The sequence below is a fragment of the Rhizobium sp. SG_E_25_P2 genome (assembly GCF_029892285.1).
Taxonomy (GTDB): Bacteria; Pseudomonadota; Alphaproteobacteria; order Rhizobiales; family Rhizobiaceae; genus Rhizobium_E.
In genome coordinates this window covers 1-18,080 of record NZ_JARXVM010000019.1, presented here as the reverse complement: position 1 = coordinate 18,080, position 18,080 = coordinate 1, and the positions used below count along the sequence as shown (strand labels likewise).

Sequence of the window (18,080 nt, the reverse complement as noted above, 5' to 3'; positions counted from 1 at the left end):
AAAAGCGCCGCAGCCCCGAAAAGGGCGACGGCGCTCAACGTTGAGACAACACTAAGGCATGAAACCGCTCATGGTCCGACCGAAAGCGCATCATGCCACTCGGCCCGAGGTTTCCCCCGGGCCGAATTCGTTTAATCCTCAGCTGCAGCCGCTGGTCGCGCCGCAAGTATCGCACTTCTCACAAGTGCCGTTGCGCACCATGGTGAAGTTCTGGCATTCCGAGCACATATTGCCGGTATAGCCTTGCGCGATCGATTGCATGCGGCGGGCGTTCTCCATCTTCTTGGCTTCCGATTTGGCGGCGGCGGCGTCGGCGGCGGCCTTGTCGGAGAACAGTGCGGTGGCGTCAGCTGGCGTTTCCGAGATCTGCCCGGCGACGTCTTCGACCAGTTCCTTGGCGCGCTCTTCGTAATCGCGCTTGAAGGACACGACTTCAGAGGTCGAGATCGCCGTCATCGGCTCAAGCTTGCGCGCGGCGTTGCCGGAGAAGGCGGCGACATTGGCCGAGGCTTTGGCCGGAACGGCCGTGGCGGCGCCCTTGGCGTCCGAGCGATCGATGCCCGAGCCGCCGACCAGCGTCGGCTTGTAGCCGCGCGTCCAGCCGGTGGAAATCAGGTTGGTCTTGCCTTCCTGGATACCCTTGCCGAGCGCGGTGTTGGAAAAATCCGACGTATCGACATGCGCCAAATCATGGCGGTTGAGATAGGAGACGGCGAGCTCGCGGAACACATAGTCGAGGATCGACGTGGCGTTCTTGATCGCGTCATTGCCCTGGACCATGCCAGCCGGCTCGAACTTGGTGAAGGTGAAGGCCTCCACATATTCTTCGAGCGGCACGCCATATTGCAGGCCAAGCGAGATGGCGATGGCGAAATTGTTCATCATCGCGCGGAAGGCGGCGCCTTCCTTGTGCATGTCTATGAAGATTTCGCCGAGGCGGCCATCGCCGAATTCGCCTGTGCGCAGATAGACCTTGTGTCCGCCGACGACCGCCTTCTGGGTGTAGCCCTGACGACGGTTCGGCAGCTTTTCGCGCTCGCGCACGAGCCGTTCCACCACCCGCTCGATGATCTTTTCGGTGACAGTGACGGCAGCGGCTGCGGCCGGGGCCTGCAGCAGATCTTCCAGCGCGTCCTCGTCGTCCTCATCCTCGATCAGCGAGGCGTTGAGCGGCTGGCTGAGCTTGGAGCCGTCGCGATAGAGCGCATTGGCCTTCAGCGCCAGCTTCCAGCTGAGCATATAGGCGTTCTTGCAATCCTCGACGGTGGCGTCGTTGGGCATGTTGATGGTCTTGGAGATCGCGCCCGAGATGAACGGCTGGGCGGCCGCCATCATGCGGATATGGCTTTCGACCGAGAGATAGCGCTTGCCGATCTTGCCGCAGGGATTGGCGCAATCGAAAACGGGCAGATGCTCCTTCTTGAGGAAGGGCGCGCCTTCGAGCGTCATGGCGCCGCAGACATGGATATTGGCGGCCTCGATCTCCTTCTTGGAGAAGCCGAGATGGTCGAGCAGGTTGAAGTCGATGGCGTTCATCGCTTCGTCGCTGACGCCAAGCGTGCGCAGGAAATCGGCGCCGAGCGTCCACTGGTTGAACACGAACTTGATGTCGAAGGCGGCCTTGGTGGCGCCGTTGATCGCCTCGATCTTGTCGTCGGTAAAGCCCTTGGCCTTGAGCGAACCGGGGTTTACGCCGGGCGCCTGGTTGATATTGCCATGGCCGACGGCATAGGCCTCGATCTCGGCAAGCTGGCTTTCGCTATAGCCGAGCGAACGCAGCGCTTCGGGAACGGCGCGATTGATGATCTTGAAGTAACCGCCGCCGGCGAGCTTCTTGAATTTCACCAGCGCGAAATCAGGCTCGATGCCGGTGGTGTCGCAATCCATCACCAGACCGATCGTGCCGGTCGGCGCAATCACCGACACCTGCGCATTGCGGTAGCCGTGCTTTTCGCCCAGCTCCAGCGCCAGATCCCAGGCGGCGGTGGCGTGGCTGACCAGATCCTGGTCGGGGCATTCGCTGTGGATCAGCGCCACCGGTTCGACCGAGAGCTTTTCATAGCCCTGGGTCACGCCATGGGCGGCGCGGCGATGGTTGCGGATGACGCGCAGCATGTTGTCGCGGTTGGGCGCAAACATCGGGAACGGACCAAGCTCGGAGGCCATTTCAGCAGACGTCGCATAGCAGACGCCGGTCATGATGGCGGTCAGCGAGCCGGCAATGGCGCGGCCTTCCTTGGAGTCGTAGGGAATGCCCGAGGACATCAGCAGGCCGCCGATATTGGCGTAGCCGAGGCCGAGCGTGCGGTATTCGTAAGAGAGTTCGGCGATCCGCTTGGACGGGAACTGCGCCATCATCACCGAGATTTCGAGCACCACGGTCCACAGACGCACGGCGTGCTCGTAAGCGGCGATATCGATCTTGCCGGTCGCCGCATCCTTGAACATCATCAGGTTGAGGGAGGCGAGATTGCAGGCCGTGTCATCCAGGAACATATATTCCGAGCACGGATTGGAGGCGCGGATGGGGCCTGCCGCCGGGCTGGTGTGCCAGTCGTTCATGGTGGTGTTGAAATGCAGGCCGGGATCGGCAGACGCCCAGGCGGCGTAGGAAATTGTTTCCCAGAGTTCGCGCGCCTTGAGAGTCTTGACCACCTTGCCGTCCTTGCGGGCGGTCAGGTTCCAATCGCCATCGTTTTCGACTGCGCGCAGGAAGTCGTCCTTGATCGAGACGGAATTGTTGGAGTTCTGGCCGGCGACGGTCAGATAGGCTTCCGAATCCCAATCCGTGTCATAGGTCTTGAATTCCATGTCCTTATAGCCCTGGCGGGCGAACTGGATGACGCGCTGGACATAATTTTCAGGCACGAGGGCGGACTTGGCGGCCTTGATCTCGCGCTTCAGCGCCGGGTTCTGCTTGGGGTCATAGCAGGCGTCATTGTCGGCCTCGCAGTTGACGCAGGCCTTCATGATCGCCTTGAGATGCTTGGCGACGATCTTGGAGCCGGTCACGAGCGCTGCGACCTTCTGCTCTTCCTTGACCTTCCAGTTGATATATTCCTCGATATCGGGGTGATCGATATCCACCACCACCATCTTGGCGGCGCGGCGGGTCGTGCCGCCGGACTTGATGGCGCCCGCCGCGCGGTCGCCGATCTTGAGGAAGCTCATCAGGCCAGACGACTTGCCGCCGCCCGACAGCTTTTCGCCGGCGCCGCGCAGATGTGAAAAATTGGAGCCGGTGCCGGAGCCGTATTTGAACAGGCGCGCTTCGCGCACCCACAGATCCATGATGCCGCCTTCGTTGACGAGATCGTCCTCGACGGACTGGATGAAGCAGGCATGCGGCTGCGGATGTTCATAGGCCGACTTGGACTTCACCAGCTTGCCGGTGAAGGGATCGACATAGAAATGGCCCTGGCCGGGGCCATCGATGCCGTAAGCCCAATGCAGGCCGGTGTTGAACCATTGCGGCGAATTCGGCGCCACGCGCTGGGTGGCGAGCATATAGGCAAGCTCGTCGCGGAAGGTGAGCGCATCTTCCTCAGAGGTGAAATACTTGCCCTTCCAGCCCCAATAGGTCCAGGTGCCGGCGAGACGGTCAAACACCTGGCGGGCGTCGGTCTCAGAGCCGTACTGTTCGTCCTTGGGCAGCTTCGACATCGCGGCCGTGTCGGCTTCAGAGCGCCACAGCCAGGAGGGAACGTCGTTTTCCTCGACCTTCTTCAGAATCTTCGGCACGCCGGCCTTGCGGAAATATTTCTGCGCCAGAATGTCGGCCGCCACCTGGCTGAACTGTTCGGGAACCTGGATATCGGCCAGACGAAACACCACCGAGCCATCCGGATTGCGGATCTCGCTGGTGGCGGTGCGGAAGGCGACGGCGTCATAGGCTGACTTGCCGGCTTCAGTGAATTTCCGTTCTATGCGCATCTCATTAACCCCTAGCATCATCGTCGCGCCATAGGCGCAAATGTCCTCGTCCGGCGCGAGGGATCGCCCCGCAGCCAGTTCGCGTCTCGTTACCTTTCGGGAAACACGATATCCGGTCGCCCCTTTATCTGGCGCCCGATCCAGCCGCAAACACTAAATATAGTATCAACAACTTTATGGGTCCAGCATTCGTTCCATGGCGGGCAGATATTTTCGACGCGCTTGTCGGTGTCCCGGAGACGCGCGAACGCGACCGCCGGAAAGCGCTGAAACCATCGATTTTTCCATAGGATGAACCGGTCCTCGTAACTTTCCGGTCCAGTCGCCGCCGCAACGATCCCATTAAGAGACAGGGCCACGATTCCGTCAAGGGGTGGTCTGTGACGGATTTATTAACACCATATCTTGTGGCGCGGGCATGTGGAAAAACACGACACAGGCTAAGCGCTTCTAATCTCGGCGTTTCGGCCCAAGCCGAGGTCGCGCGGGCGTGGCTTGTTCACAGTTTGGTAAATCGAATATTTATTTTTTTCACAAAAACAGCCAATCGCTTTTGCGCGGAAGCGATCTGTGGCAGCGCACAAACGAATCACAAAATCCCACTCGAAAACGCCCGAAAAGCTGCGGCCGGCTCCAACGGGAACCGGCCGAAAAAGTCTATGCTGAAGGAGCGGACCGCTCAGAGCGCGTCGAGATTGATGCCGATGGTGACGGCGCCGATCGGCGCGCCGCTTTCGTCAACGATGGTCATCGAGGCCTGAGACTGCAGCGCCTGGGTGGACTCGTCTTTTTCGACCTCGTCGACGAAGAAGCCTTCGGCGCCGGCGCCGAAACTCTTCTGAAACTTGTCTTCGTCGCCTTGCCAGTAATCCGAGGTCACGTCGCTCTGGCCGACATTCAGCCCCTTGGCGTCCATGACGAAGATCTCGGAGATGACGCCTTCGGACGCCTCCTGCTTCTCATGCAGGAATTTCGAGGCGGCATTGCCCAGGACCTCATCGATCATCTTGCGATCGCCGCCGTCGACTTCGGCGCGCCAGGCTTTGTCAAGCGCATCGATATCGGCGGCGCTCAATCCGGCGGTCTTGGCGTTCTGCGCCTTGATCGCGTCGATAACCGCTGGATCCTTGATCCATGGCGCGACATTGGCTTTCACATAGTCGGTGATCGGCGCGACATGCGCCTCTTCCGCCTGCGCCGCCCATGGCGTGATCATGGCCGCGGCCATGAGGACTGCTGTCAGTTTGTATCTCATCATGCGCCCTTTCCTATGCCCCCGCACATCTCGTGCGTATCTAGACCTCAGAACTCCTCCCAGGAGTCCTTGACCGGCGCTGCAGCCGTTGCAGCGCGCGTTGATCGCGCGGCGACCGGCCGGCGAACCGGGGCGACCTCCGCGAGGTTGTTCTTGTTCTGCCGCGGCGAATACGACGCGCTCGCGCTCTGACGAATACGGAAACGCTGCGCTCCGGCCTGCAGCGCCTGGCTCTGGCTGAGCAGATCATGGCAGGCGGCGCTGGTTTCCTCAACCATCGCGGCGTTCTGCTGCGTGGTCTGGTCCATCTGGTTCATGGCGCCATTGATCTCGCGCAGACCATTCGCCTGACTCTGATAGGACTCGACCATGGCCTGGATCGAGCGGGTGATGCCGTTGACCCGCTCTTCGATCGTGACCAGCGCATCGCCGGTGCGATTGACCAGGTTGACGCCATTGGAAACTTCGGCGCTCGACACCGTGACCAACTGCTTGATCTCCTTGGCGGCGTTGGCGGATCGCTGGGCAAGCTCGCGCACTTCCTGCGCCACCACGGCGAACCCCTTGCCCGCCTCTCCCGCCCGCGCGGCCTCGACACCGGCATTGAGCGCAAGAAGATTGGTCTGGAAGGCGATTTCGTCGATGACCCCGATGATCTTGCCGATCTGGCTGGACGATGTCTGGATCTGGTCCATCGCGCCGATGGCGTCGCGCACGATGAGCGCCGAGTTATGCGCGTCGCTCTTGGCCTCTTCCACCATCTGAACGGCAGTCTGTGCGTTGCGCGCCGCAACATCGACCGTCGAACTCACTTCGGAAAGCGCCGCCGCCGTTTCCTCAAGCGCGGCCGCCTGCTGCTCCGTGCGCTTGGCGAGTTGTTCGGCGGATGTGGCGAGTTCCTGCGATCCGCTCTCGACGGCCACGGAGACGCGCTTGATATTGTCGATCGCTTCGGCCACCGCCTCGATCATGCGGTTGAAGTCGCGTTGGACCTCGGAAAACTCGGCGCCGAGATCGTCGAGCCGGATGCTGAAATCGCCTTCGGCGAGCGTGCCCAACGCCGCAGCGAGCGTATCGACCACAGATCGTTGCCGATCCGCCGAACGTCTTTCACTCTCTGCGTTGCTCCGGCGCTCGGCCTCGATGGACAACCGCTGCTGCTCTGCGGCCTCTGTCTGGCGGACCTTCTCGATCGCCTGCTGACGGAACAGATCCAATGCGCGCGCCAGGAAACCGATTTCATCGCCGCGATCCTGATGGATGACGGGCGTATCGAAATCTCCAGCCTGCAGGCGCGAGATGCGGTCGCCGATCACCCCCAACGGCGCACCCACAAGCCGTCGCATGGCGAAGAGAAAAGCCGCGACCGCCAAAATGATGACGCCCGACTGGATGGCGAGCGCGGTCAGCGCCTTGTTGCGGGCCTCCGCGAATATCGCTTCCGCCGACCAAACGGTGACAACCACCCCTTGCGGCTTGCCCTTCTTGTCGAGCGGCAAGGGCGAGGCGACTGCGACCAGGCCATTCGAAACGCTGGCATGGCTGACGGCGGATTTTTCGCCGCCTTGTTTTGCGAACGCGGCGATGTCATCGGCGGTCCAGGACATCGGGATATCGGGCCGGGTCCAGGCGTCGACAGCCGCGCCGCTGGCGTTCAGCGCCGAAAACTGGGTGAGGTTGAGTGCTGCATTCTCACGATAGAGCGCATAGGCCTCCTGCACGACCGCGGATTTGCCCCATTTGACGCCGCCGGCGGCAAGCGTGGCGAATTGCTCGGAATCCTTGATCCAGCCGCGCTCCGAAAAAGCCAGCATCTGGGCGCTTTCCTGTCGCCATGTGTTGATGGCGAGCCCTGCCAATCCCGCCGCATTGATCACAACAATCAGCGCCGAGAGTTTGACGGTCAGGGAAAGATTGCGCAATAGCTTCATGAAGGAAACCTCTTTGGGCGCCGTTCCCGAATATGCCGGGATGGTCCGCCTCGTTCGCCTGCCCTCATGGCAAGAATGCATGGCAGCTTTGCGCCATACGCAGGTCGAAACGTATATCCGCTATATTAATTATTTATGAAGCACGCGAGGATTGCTTTTCCGCGCGAGGACAATTTTCGCAGAAAGAACGAACACAACGAAGAATAACGAAATTTATTTGATAAAATTCATGTATATCCGCATGAATTTACTAACTCACGACATCAACCGCCCAAACATCGAGCGATGCAAAAGCCGTGAAATCAAGGGCTTTCAATGATCGAGACGCCCTGCGGACATCAATGGCGTCCTGCCCGTTCATCCAAAAAGAAAGCCCAGCGATGCTCTCAAAGCGCCGCTGGGCGTGACCTCGCAATCATGTCATCGCAGGATGGCGGCGATCAGCCGCGATGATCCTTGGCGATCGGTTCCTGATAGGTGAAGCCCATATCCCAGGGGAAATAGATCCAGGTGTCCTGCGAGACCTCGGTTACGAATGTGTCGATCATCGGCACGCCCTTGGGCTTGGCGTAGACGGCGGCAAAATGCGCGTTCGGCAACATGGCGCGCACTTCCGCCGCAGTCTTGCCGGTGTCGGTGAGGTCGTCGACCACCAGGACGCCCTCGCCGCCCTTCTCAAGCAGCGGCGCCGCGATGCCCTTCAGAACGTTCATGTCGCCCTGATTGACGTAATCGTGATAGGAGGCGATGCAAACCGTTTCGATCAGGCGAATATTGAGTTCGCGCGAAATGATGGCGGCAGGAACCAGGCCGCCGCGGGTGATGCAGACGATGCCCTTGAACGGCCTGTTCAGCCCCGCCAGCCGCCAGGCAAGCGCGCGGGCGTCGCGATGGAACTGATCCCAGGAAACGGGGAAGGCTTTTTCAGGCAACGACATGGAGTGTCCTCGGATAGAAAATGGAAGATCTGCCGCGCCATTATCCGAGTTGCCGCCGCGCCGTAAAGTGCGCGACGGTCGTGATCCCCGAAAAAGAGGAAAAGCGCCTGATCAACGGGACATGAAGACCGGAACCGTCATCGATTCCAGAATGATCTGTGTGACGCCGCCAAACAGCCGCTCGCGAATACGGGCGTGACTATAGGCGCCCATCACCAGAAGATCGGCGGCGAAATCCGCGCAGCGGTTTTCGAGCACGGCGGAAATCGCCACGCGCTCCGACTCCTGGGTGTTGGTCGTCACCTTGAGCCCATGCCGCGCCAAAGACTCAGCAAGATCGGCGCCGGTCAGCACGGCGCTCTTGGAGTTGGTCTCCTGCGGGTCGACCGAGAACAGTTCGATCTCGGCTGCGTCCTTGATCAGCGGAATGGCGTCGAACACAGCGCGGGTGGATTCGCGCGACCCGTCCCAGGCCACCAGCACCCGATTGAAGCCATTGACCGGCTGATCGATCCACGGGATGAACAGCGCCGGACGTCCGGTTTCGAACAGCAATTCGTCCACGTCCCCTACCCGGTCGGACGCCGGTTGGCTGGCGATCACCAGATCGCTGACCCGGCAGGAATCGATCATTGCTTGCGACGCCATGACCCCGGTTCCCCGGCTTGCCCGCCAGGCGGCGGAGACGCCTTCGCGCGCGGTCGCCTCGTTGAACATCGCCTCGATCGACTTGCGCTTTTCGGCGGCCGCCTCATAGAGACTGGCGATGATGGAGGAATCCGGCAGATCGAACGGCGTCATGATCGGCGGCGGATCGACGATTTCCGCATGCAGGCCGATCAGATGGGCGTTTTCCTTCTGGGCCAGGCCGATGGCGGCTTGCGCCACCGCCTTGGCCGTCTTGGGGTCGGACAGTACGACTGCGATCGTCTTGATGGGCATGAAAGCCTCCCGTCGTTGTTCTCACGGTTTCAAGTCGACAATAGGCGCAAAGTTCCGCCCAACCTTGATCAAGGTCAATCTGCGGACGTCAATCGGAATCGGCGTGGCCGAGGCGACGGGCGGCCACTTCGGCCAGCATCGCGCGCACCGCGTCAACGGCCGCCTCGAGCGCAGCGGCGCTCCTCGCCCGCACCACGATATCGGTGGAATAGCGCTGGCCGTCGAATTTCGGATAAGAGCCGATCACCGTGTCGGGATGGGCTTTCTGCACGGCCGCCAACGGGCCGCCGATATCGCCTTCGCCGAAATCGCAGGGCGTCGAACGCGACAACATTGTCGTTCCCGTCCGAAGTTTTGGCAGCACATTATCCAGCATCGCCTGGAAGATGTTCGGCACGCCGGCCATCACATGCACATTGCCGATCGAAAAGCCCGGCGCGATCGACACTGGGTTGTCGATATGCTCGCTGCCTTCAGGCAGCCGCGCCATGCGCTGGCGCGCCTCGTTGAACTCCAGCCCGCGCGCCTGATACATCGCGCCCAAAAGCGCCATGGCCTTCTCCTCATGGCTGACCGGCACGCCGAAGGCCGCGCCGATCGCATCGGCGGTGATGTCGTCATGGGTCGGGCCGATGCCGCCGGAGGTGAAGACATAATCATATTTCGCCCGGAGCGCGTTGAGCGCTGCGACGATCTCATCCTGTTCGTCCGGCACGATCCGGACCTCCTTGAGATCGATGCCGTTGAGCGTCAGCAGGTCGGCGAGATAGCCGATATTCTTGTCCTTGGTCCGTCCGGACAGGAGTTCGTCGCCGATCGCCAGCATGGCGGCGGTCACGATGTCGGAATGTGTCATGGTCAGGGTCTCCGGGAAGATGGGGCAAACTGGGCCGGGCATTATCGCGTGTCAAGCCGAAGGCGGCGCGGCGGCGTAAAGGAAATCAGTTTCACAAAACCTCCATTGTTCAACAAAAGAGAACACTCAAGCCGCAAATTGCCATGCTGCCAGAACCAGACGATGCGCCTATATAGCGGTTGTCGAATTTTTCTCAGACAACGAAGGGACGCCACAATGGCAAAGGTTCTCGTGCTCTACTACTCCTCATACGGCCATATCGAGACGATGGCCTACGCCGTCGCCGAAGGCGCGAAATCGACGGGCGCAGACGTGACCGTCAAGCGCGTTCCGGAACTTGTTCCGGAAGACGTCGCCAAGGGCGCGCATTTCAAGCTCGACCAGGCCGCCCCGGTCGCCACCGCCGAAGAACTCGCCGAATATGACGCCATCATCGTCGGCGCCGGCACCCGCTTCGGCTCGGTCGCCTCGCAGATGCGCAATTTCTGGGATCAGACCGGCGGTCTGTGGTTCCAGGGCAAGCTGGTCGGCAAGGTCGGCGGCGTGTTCACCTCCTCGGCCACCCAGCATGGCGGTCAGGAATCCACCATTCTCAGCTTCATCCCGACCCTGCTGCATCACGGCATGGTCGTGGCTGGCCTTCCCTACGCCTTTGCCGGCCAGATGGGCGTCGACGCCGTCAAGGGCGGCTCGCCCTATGGCGCGACCACCATCACCGATGGCGACGGCTCGCGTCAGCCGTCTGAAGTGGAACTGGAAGGCGCAAAGTTCCAGGGCGCTCATATCGCCAAGCTCGCCGCCAAGCTGGTCGCTTGAGTTTAAAAAGCAGAATGATGAAGAAGGGCGGCGCGCGCGTCGCCCTTTTTTCATGGCCGCGCGAAATAGGCGCGTCGCCCCGTTGGATCGGAGCCGCTGGAATGAGTAAAAAAAGGGACCCAGCGACTATACAACTCCGTTCATAAAATTGTTTAATATTGACTCTCAAACATAGATCATCTCATTTTCCACGTCATGTATTCACATCAAGAATACGAATGAAGGCTCAATAAATATTCTGCAAGGAGTGCGATCATGACGTTCATCAACGCTCACTTCACGCATGGCTTTGACATGACAAATAAATCTTTACCAATCCCCGATGATCCGGACCCATTTGTAGGAACATTCATAACAGAATACACTTCGGAAGAAATTGCCATTAATGTCTCCAGATATACGTATTATGTGATTCAAGGCGAATTCCCTGAAGAACTCCCGGTGGATGGCATACCGGGGGACGCAAAAATTACCGGTTATTCCGTAGAGCATTTTAGTTATTTTGGTCATCACATGCGGGAAACCGTGACGGACCTGTCTGTGACATGGTCAGAGGCCACAACTACGAAAGATTGGCTGATCGGCTCGTCTGCCGTCACATTTATTGGCAGCAGCGAGCGTGATGTCGCCTACGGATCTGAAAAGTCAGATAACTTCACCATGGCCGGCGGCAACGACTCCGTTTTCGGCCTCGGCGGCCATGACGTGTTGATGGGCGGCGCAGGAAGAGATTTCCTCTTCGGCGGCGCCGGAGTAGACATGATGTTTGGAGGCAAGGGAAACGACGTGCTCAAAGGCGGCGCGGATACCGACTTTTTCCTCTTTTCGGAGAAATTCGGTCACGATGTCGTTCGCGACTGCAAAGGTGACAGGGTTGTGATCGACATTCAGCGCGAATTGAGCCTTGATGCGTTTCGCGAAAAATACATGACGAAAATTGGCTCCGATATTCACGTTCAAATAGATGAAAACCGCTCGATAATATTTGAAGACGCCAATATAAAAAACATTGATTTCAGGATCGAAGACGTCTCTCTTTACTTGTAGGAAAAGCAGCTTTCTTACAGCCGCATCTGGCCCGGCGCTGTTTCGCCCCAACCTGCGTCAAGCGTGGGGAAAGCATGGAGGACAACAAACGTCGTCAAAATAAATGCACGCCGGAACAAGCTGTCAGGCGTGCCCGCAGCTTGAGTCACTATATCGCGGGCCGTGCTGTTGAGGGATTACTTTCAGGCAGCACCGCCCCGCCACAACCACGCAGAAAAAGCGCTTCGGAGCGGTTTTCATGTGCAGTCGGAGAGATGATCATCTTTGCACAACAATTTTGGCGTTGTGCAGGGGCTTGCGAATCATCCTCGGTAAGGTATTGAAAGTTAACGCTGCGGACATGGCGGAACTGGTAGACGCAAGGGACTTAAAATCCCTCGGGCTTGCTCGTACGGGTTCGATTCCCGTTGTCCGCACCAACATTCTCGAGCATCTGTCGGAAAACGCGACCGCCACGCCAGCAAGCATTGCTGGTGTTCGCTATCAATTCTGTAGATAACCGTTATTTACTAATGTTTTGGATGCTGTTTCCCGATACAGCTGTCGTCAGCGGCGCATGCCCCCAAATTGCGGGCGTCGTATACGGCAGGGGCTTGTCGCCGTTGGCCCCTGCCGTCAACATCCGTACTGAACACCAGCAAGCACATGGATCCAGCCCCTTGTCCGCGCCCGTTCGGATAAATGCGGTTAACAGCCTCTGAATGCAGCCCAAAAAGCATCAGTTATTGCTAAATTTACGCAACCGCTTCAAATCCTCTTAATCGACGTCGGCTATTTTAGCATCATCCAATACGGGAATGACGCAAGCATTCTATCCGTAGCGGAGAGGGAGCCTGATTTCGGGGCCCGGCTCGTTTCGTTCGCCAGCCGCGCGGGCGGGAACGGCGCGTTTTGGCAGCGGCGCGAAAAACAGTCTCGGGCAGACGCCATGATCGCACGCCACATCTCCTTCATCGCCGCCGCCATTTCCGCCGTCGCCATCCAAGTCGGGCCGGTTCTGGCGCTCGACAAGCCGACCGGCGACGTCATTCTCACCGTCACCGGCGCAATCGACGATCTCAACGCCGCGGCGGCGGCCGAATTCGATATCGCCATGCTGGAAAAGTTGCCCGGCAGAACGGCGACGCTGGAAACACCCTGGACACAGGGCAAAGTCACCTTTTCCGGTCCCTTCGTGGCCGAACTGATGAAAGCCGTCGGCGCGCATGGCAAGATGCTGCGCGTGACCGCGCTCAATGACTATACCGTCGAGGTTCCGGCCTCGGACGCCACCGATATCAAAACGATCCTCGCCACGCGCATGAATGATGAGCCGATGTCTGTGCGCGACAAAGGCCCTCTCTTCCTGATCTATCCCTTCGATCTAGACCCCTCGCTCTACAACGAGAAATACTTCTCGCGCTCGGTCTGGCAAATCAAATCGATAGAGGTCATCGAGTGATCAGTCTCATGCAGGAAAGCGACGTCATCCGCAAAGCCGGCAAAACCACCGCCGTGCTGCAGGTCTTCGCTGTCCTGCTGCTGGGGCTTCTGGCCTCTCTCTACTACGATATTTCCGCCCGTTATTCGGAGATGCAGAACGGCATTCGCGAAAACGCCATGTGGTCGGTCTATCAGCTCGACCGCGAAGCCCGACGCCTGCGTGAAGTCGTCTCGATCGCAATCGCCAAATCCGACACCTCGGTCGCCTCGCAGAAAGAGATGTCATTGCGCTACGACATCCTCTTCTCGCGCATGTCGATGCTGGAAAAGGCGAATTTCGAAGAAAACTTCAAGGTCGACGCGACGGTGCGCAAGCAGCTCACGGAGATCCGACGCACGGTCTACCAGAACGCGCCCCTGTTCGACGACATTGCAGCCAAGAGGGCGGTATCGATCGCGAGCCTCCGCATTCTCTTTGGCCAGTTGGTGACGCTGACGGAAAACAGCGAACATCTCTTGACCTACACCAACAATACGCTCAGCGCCGACCGCGCCGACAGTCGCCAGACCGTGCAATCGCTCGAAATGAAGTCGCTGACGCTGATCGCGCTTCTGGTCGCCTCGGTGGGATTCCTGATCTTTACGCTCAGGCGGCAATTGCGCAGCGTCCGCGCCGCCGGCCTGAGCCTGGAGACCATGGCCGGCAACCTCAACAACGCCTATCAGGCGGCCGAAGCCGGCAACCGCGCCAAGTCGCAATTCATGGCCACGATGGGCCATGAAATCCGCACGCCGCTCAACGCCATCCTCGGCATGGTCGAACTGATGGAACTGAAAAAACTGCCGGCCGAATGCCAGGACAATCTGCGCACCATTCGCGGCGGGGGCGAAGCGCTGCTCGACATCATCAACGAGATCCTTGATTTCGCCAAGATCGAGCATGGCAATCTGGAACTCGAATACCGCATTGTCGACATCAAGGCGCTGGCCGAATCCGCCAGTGAAATGATGCGCGGACGCGCCGCAGAGGCCGGCAACACGATTGATCTCGACATACCGGCGGTGCTGTCGGCGCCCTATATCCATTCCGATCCGACCCGATTGCGCCAGATCGTGCTTAATCTGATGAGCAACGCGGTCAAATTCACCGCCAATGGCGTCGTCACTCTCCGCATCCGCGAAACCGGCACGGAAAAAGCGCCGCGTCTGCGCATCGAGGTCAAGGACACCGGCATTGGCATCGACGAATGCGGCCGCGCCAAACTCTTCAAGCCCTTCTCCCAGGTCGACGCCTCGATCAGCCGTAAATATGGCGGCACCGGCCTTGGACTGACGATTTGCAAGCAGATCGTCGATCGCTTCGGCGGCGAGATGGGCGTCGACAGCGTGCCGGGGCTCGGCAGCAAGTTCTGGTTCGAAATTCCCGCGCCGCGGTCGGAACTGGCGCCGCCCAACAACAAGGCCATAACTGCGGCCGCCAACGCATTGCCAAGACTGACGGTGCTGGCGGTGGAAGACAACAAGGTCAATCAGCAGGTGATCCGCCGCTTCCTGGAACATCTGGGACAGGAAGTCCATCTCGCCGACGACGGCGCGCAGGCGGTCGACATCGCCTCCCGCAAGCGCTTCGATCTCATTCTGATGGACATGCAGATGCCGGTGATGGACGGGATCGAAGCCACCCGTCGCATCAAGGCGCTGCCTCAGCCGGCTTGCCGGACGCCCATCTGGGCAATGACCGCCAACGCCTCCGAAGACGATCGCATCGCCTGCGAGGAAGCCGGTATGGAAGGCTTCCATTCCAAGCCGGTGTCGATGATCCAGCTCCGGCAGTTGATTGCCGATGTCGGCGGTGAAGCACAGCGGCCGATCGCCGATTCGCCGACTGCGGCCATGGAGGAGGAGAGGATGAACACAACTGCGCCACAGCCGGCGAACGAGACCTGGGAGCGCCCCTTCGAATTGCGCCGCCAGGAGATCGCCGACGCCCTGGGAGATGATGTCTTCCTGGAACTACTGGACGATTTTTTCGACGATTCGGAACGGCTGCTGCGCGATCTTCTCGCCGCCTACGATGCCGAACAGCCTGAAAAGCTCGAGCCGATGCTGCACAATCTCAAGGGCGCGGCCGCCAATGTCGGACTGTCCGATATCGCCGCCCTGGCGCAACAGATGCGCACCAGCCGCCCGAACCGAAATCAACTGGAATCACTGTCAGCGAACATTGCCAGCCGCAAACTGATGCTGGCGGCCTAAGGGGAAGACCATGCGCATACTTCTCGTGGACGACAACAAAACCAACCTGACCATCCTGACCAAGCTGGTTGAAAAGCTGGAAGGCTGTATTCCCCTGCCCTTTATCAGCCCGGAAGACGCGCTGTCGGAAATGCCGGAGCTCGAATTCGATATCGGCATTATCGATTTCCAGATGCCCGTCTATACCGGCGTGGACTTCCTGATCGAGACGATGCGGTTCGACAAATACAAGGACAAGCCCTTTGTCTTCGTCACCGTCGACACCGATCTCGCCACCCGCATGGCGGCGCTGAACGCCGGCGCGATCGATTTCCTCACCAAACCGATCAATCCGCTCGAATTCACCGCCCGCATCCGCAATCTCGTCGCGCTGGCCGACGCCCGCAACAAGCTGGCCGACAAGGCCGAATGGCTGCGTATGGAAGTCGACAAGGCGGTGGGCGAATTGCGCGCCCGCGAGGAAGAGATCATTTATCGCCTGACGCTCGCCGCCGGCTACAAGGATCCAGAAACCGGCCGTCACACCATGCGCGTCGGCCTCTATTCGGAAGCCATCGCCAAGGCCTACGGCCTGTCGCCCGACGTGGCGGCCGATATCCGCCTCGCCGCCCCGATGCATGACATCGGCAAGGTCGGCATCGCCGACGAGATCCTGCTCAAGCAGGGCAAGCTGACGGAACAGGAATTCGCCGAAATGCAGCGGCACACGCTGGTGGGCGGCCAGATCCTCGGTCAGTCGCGTTCGAGCCTGCTGCAACTCGCCGCCGAGATCGCCTCCTCGCATCATGAGAGATGGGATGGACAAGGCTATCCTCTGCGCCTGCAAGGCGCATCCATCCCGCTGCCCGGGCGCATCGTCGCCATCGCCGACAATTTCGACGCTCTGACCACCGCGCGCCCCTATAAGGAGCCCTGGACCGCGGATCAGGCCGGCGAACACATCCTCAGGCGGGCAGGAAGTCAATTCGATCCGGAATGCGTGGCGGCCTTCAAGGCGGCCTTGCCGGAAATCCTGCGCATCATGCGCGACAATTCCGTCGCCGACGACGCGCCTTTCTGTCTGCCGGCCCAGGCGGTCGCCTGACGGGCGAAACGCCGGATATCGAAAAGGGCGCCGCGGCGCCCTTTTCTCGTTCGTCCTGTCGATCGGATCAGAACTTGTAGCCGATGCCGATCAGAGCTTCGTGCTGCTGTGCGTCGACATCGGTTCCACCGATATTGGCGCTACCGTAATCGTTGAAGCGATATTCGACGCGACCGAACATGTTCTCGGTGAACTTGTAGTCCACGCCAGCGCCCACGGTATAGCCGTGCAGAGCCTTGGTGTCCTTGTCGCCGCTGGCGTCGTCGAGATAGCCGCGGGTCACCGTGTAACCGGCAGCGCCGTACAGCAACGCGTTATCCATCACGGCGTAGCCGACACGACCCCGGACAGAACCCGACCAGTCGGTTCCGGTTTCGCGGCCACGAACGTCCTCTTCGTTCCACTTGTAGGAGAAGTCGCCTTCCAGACCCAGCACGATGCTGTTGTCGAGCTGGTGGTTCCAGCCGGCGAATGCGCCGAGCGAACCGCCATTGAGCCAACGGTTGCGATCGGCGCCGCCGAAGTCGTAATCGCCCTTGGTCCAATTCCCGCCGCCCATGATACCGACATAGCCGCCGTCCCAGGTCGCGGGCGCGGCGATTTCTTCGGTCACTGCGGGCGGAGCGGGCTCGGGCGAAACCAGGTCGGCTGCGTGAACGGAGGTTGCGGCGCACAGCGCCACGACGGACAGGATCAAAGTTTTCTTCATCATGTTAACTCCTTCGATGTCTCCGGAAGGTCCCGCCTTCCGTCAATCGCCCCGCCCAAGATGGGCATCGCTGTTGACAATCAGCGGCCCTCTATGAACCCTGACGCCCTGTGAACATCATTTGGCGTCCAAGGTTCCCGTCGGCGGTCGATTTTTCCTGGCCGTGATTTCAAGCCCACAGCCATTCGCTACGGGAATACTCATTGTCGCCAAGCTTGGCGGCTTGATGGCTGAAATGCGGTCATCGGGTGGCGAGCGCTGACGGAGCGTTCAGTGCGGCCAATCTGCATCACCTTTGGTCGAACCTGAAAAAGACGGCGCACCAGCCGATTGCAATCGTCACCCTCGCGGTTGGAAAAGCCTAACTCCGCTAAATTTCTAATTTTTTCCGCAAGGGGAGATCCAGAACCTTGCTTTAGCGTCGTCACGATAGAGTAACTGGATCAAGAGCCATGACACAAATCGTCACCGTGTCGGCGCATACGGCGGCCTTCGCTGCGGAAGGCTTGCGTCCCAATGCGCGCGTCAGCGGCGTCTCTCCCGTAGAGACAGCAACGCGGGCCCTGACGCCTGATCGCAAGATTGCGCCGGACATCAAGTCGGGAGCTCCGCCGGTCATGTCGTCGGGCATGACAACGTTTTTTCTGGAGGCGGGCGAGAAGCGCCGTCAGCCGATGATGACCTATGCCCAGGCGGAAGAGGAGTACCGGCTGAATGGCGGACGACCGGACGGCCCAAGCGCTACCCGCGCGGTCGTCCGGCGGCCGGAGAATGAAGACGAAAGCGAAGACGGTTGAAAGTCATGACCTCCACCAAAGGTGGAGGTCAGACTGCTGACAAACCCCTGGCCACATCCAGGGGTTTGTGATTCACTGGGACATGTTGAAGAAA

At 59.8% G+C, this 18,080-nt stretch carries 13 protein-coding genes and 1 tRNA gene; 7 read left to right on the top strand and 7 right to left on the bottom strand.

What is annotated here, in order from left to right; genetic code table 11:
- Nucleotides 1–138 precede the first annotated feature (138 nt).
- From M2360_RS21805 to M2360_RS21780, 6 genes are all read right to left on the bottom strand, one after another.
- Complete coding sequence (locus M2360_RS21805) at nt 139–3,933, bottom strand: vitamin B12-dependent ribonucleotide reductase (RefSeq protein ID WP_280777494.1); 3,795 nt, start codon at nt 3,931–3,933, stop codon at nt 139–141.
- A gap of 679 nt (nt 3,934–4,612) precedes the next feature.
- On the bottom strand, nt 4,613–5,188 hold the full coding sequence (locus M2360_RS21800) for a PDC sensor domain-containing protein (protein WP_348529574.1): 576 nt from the start codon (nt 5,186–5,188) through the stop codon (nt 4,613–4,615).
- Between the two features lie 47 nt (nt 5,189–5,235).
- Nucleotides 5,236–7,119 carry a methyl-accepting chemotaxis protein gene (locus tag M2360_RS21795; RefSeq protein WP_280777492.1) on the bottom strand — a complete coding sequence of 628 codons (1,884 nt, stop codon included), beginning with the start codon at nt 7,117–7,119 and terminating at the stop codon, nt 5,236–5,238.
- A 440-nt stretch (nt 7,120–7,559) separates the two neighbouring features.
- A complete protein-coding gene (gene gpt / locus M2360_RS21790) occupies nt 7,560–8,057 on the bottom strand; it encodes a xanthine phosphoribosyltransferase (protein WP_280777491.1) in 498 nt (165 codons plus the stop codon).
- A gap of 111 nt (nt 8,058–8,168) precedes the next feature.
- A complete protein-coding gene (locus M2360_RS21785) occupies nt 8,169–8,999 on the bottom strand; it encodes a universal stress protein (RefSeq protein ID WP_280777490.1) in 831 nt (276 codons plus the stop codon).
- 88 nt (nt 9,000–9,087) lie between these two features.
- A complete protein-coding gene (locus tag M2360_RS21780) occupies nt 9,088–9,855 on the bottom strand; it encodes a competence/damage-inducible protein A (protein WP_280777489.1) in 768 nt (255 codons plus the stop codon).
- Nucleotides 9,856–10,071: 216 nt separating this feature from the next.
- Here M2360_RS21780 and wrbA point away from each other — a divergent pair, with 216 nt between their 5' ends.
- The 6 genes from wrbA to M2360_RS21750 all read left to right on the top strand — a co-directional run bounded on the left by wrbA (nt 10,072) and on the right by M2360_RS21750 (nt 16,480).
- Entirely contained in the window at nt 10,072–10,671 is a 600-nt protein-coding gene (gene wrbA, locus M2360_RS21775; protein WP_280777488.1) for an NAD(P)H:quinone oxidoreductase type IV, read from the top strand.
- Nucleotides 10,672–10,926: 255 nt separating this feature from the next.
- On the top strand, nt 10,927–11,718 hold the full coding sequence (locus M2360_RS21770; protein ID WP_280777487.1) for a calcium-binding protein: 792 nt from the start codon (nt 10,927–10,929) through the stop codon (nt 11,716–11,718).
- 334 nt (nt 11,719–12,052) lie between these two features.
- Nucleotides 12,053–12,137, top strand: a tRNA-Leu gene (locus tag M2360_RS21765).
- A gap of 509 nt (nt 12,138–12,646) precedes the next feature.
- Nucleotides 12,647–13,159, top strand: a complete 513-nt coding sequence (locus M2360_RS21760) for a molybdopterin-dependent oxidoreductase (protein WP_280777486.1) — start codon at nt 12,647–12,649, stop codon at nt 13,157–13,159.
- Nucleotides 13,156–15,396 carry an ATP-binding protein gene (locus tag M2360_RS21755; protein ID WP_280777485.1) on the top strand — a complete coding sequence of 747 codons (2,241 nt, stop codon included), beginning with the start codon at nt 13,156–13,158 and terminating at the stop codon, nt 15,394–15,396. Before M2360_RS21760 ends, M2360_RS21755 begins: the two co-directional genes overlap by 4 nt.
- 10 nt (nt 15,397–15,406) lie before the next feature.
- Nucleotides 15,407–16,480, top strand: a complete 1,074-nt coding sequence (locus M2360_RS21750) for an HD domain-containing phosphohydrolase (RefSeq protein ID WP_280777484.1) — start codon at nt 15,407–15,409, stop codon at nt 16,478–16,480.
- Nucleotides 16,481–16,547: 67 nt separating this feature from the next.
- On the opposite strand, the gene M2360_RS21745 is transcribed toward M2360_RS21750, so the two are convergent.
- Nucleotides 16,548–17,189 (bottom strand): porin family protein, encoded by a 642-nt coding sequence (locus M2360_RS21745; RefSeq protein ID WP_280777581.1) that lies wholly within the window; start codon nt 17,187–17,189, stop codon nt 16,548–16,550.
- Nucleotides 17,190–17,641: 452 nt separating this feature from the next.
- Between M2360_RS21745 and M2360_RS21740 the strand changes: the two genes are divergently transcribed.
- Nucleotides 17,642–17,986, top strand: coding sequence for a hypothetical protein (locus M2360_RS21740; RefSeq protein WP_280777483.1), 345 nt, complete (start codon nt 17,642–17,644; stop codon nt 17,984–17,986).
- Nucleotides 17,987–18,080: the final 94 nt, after the last annotated feature.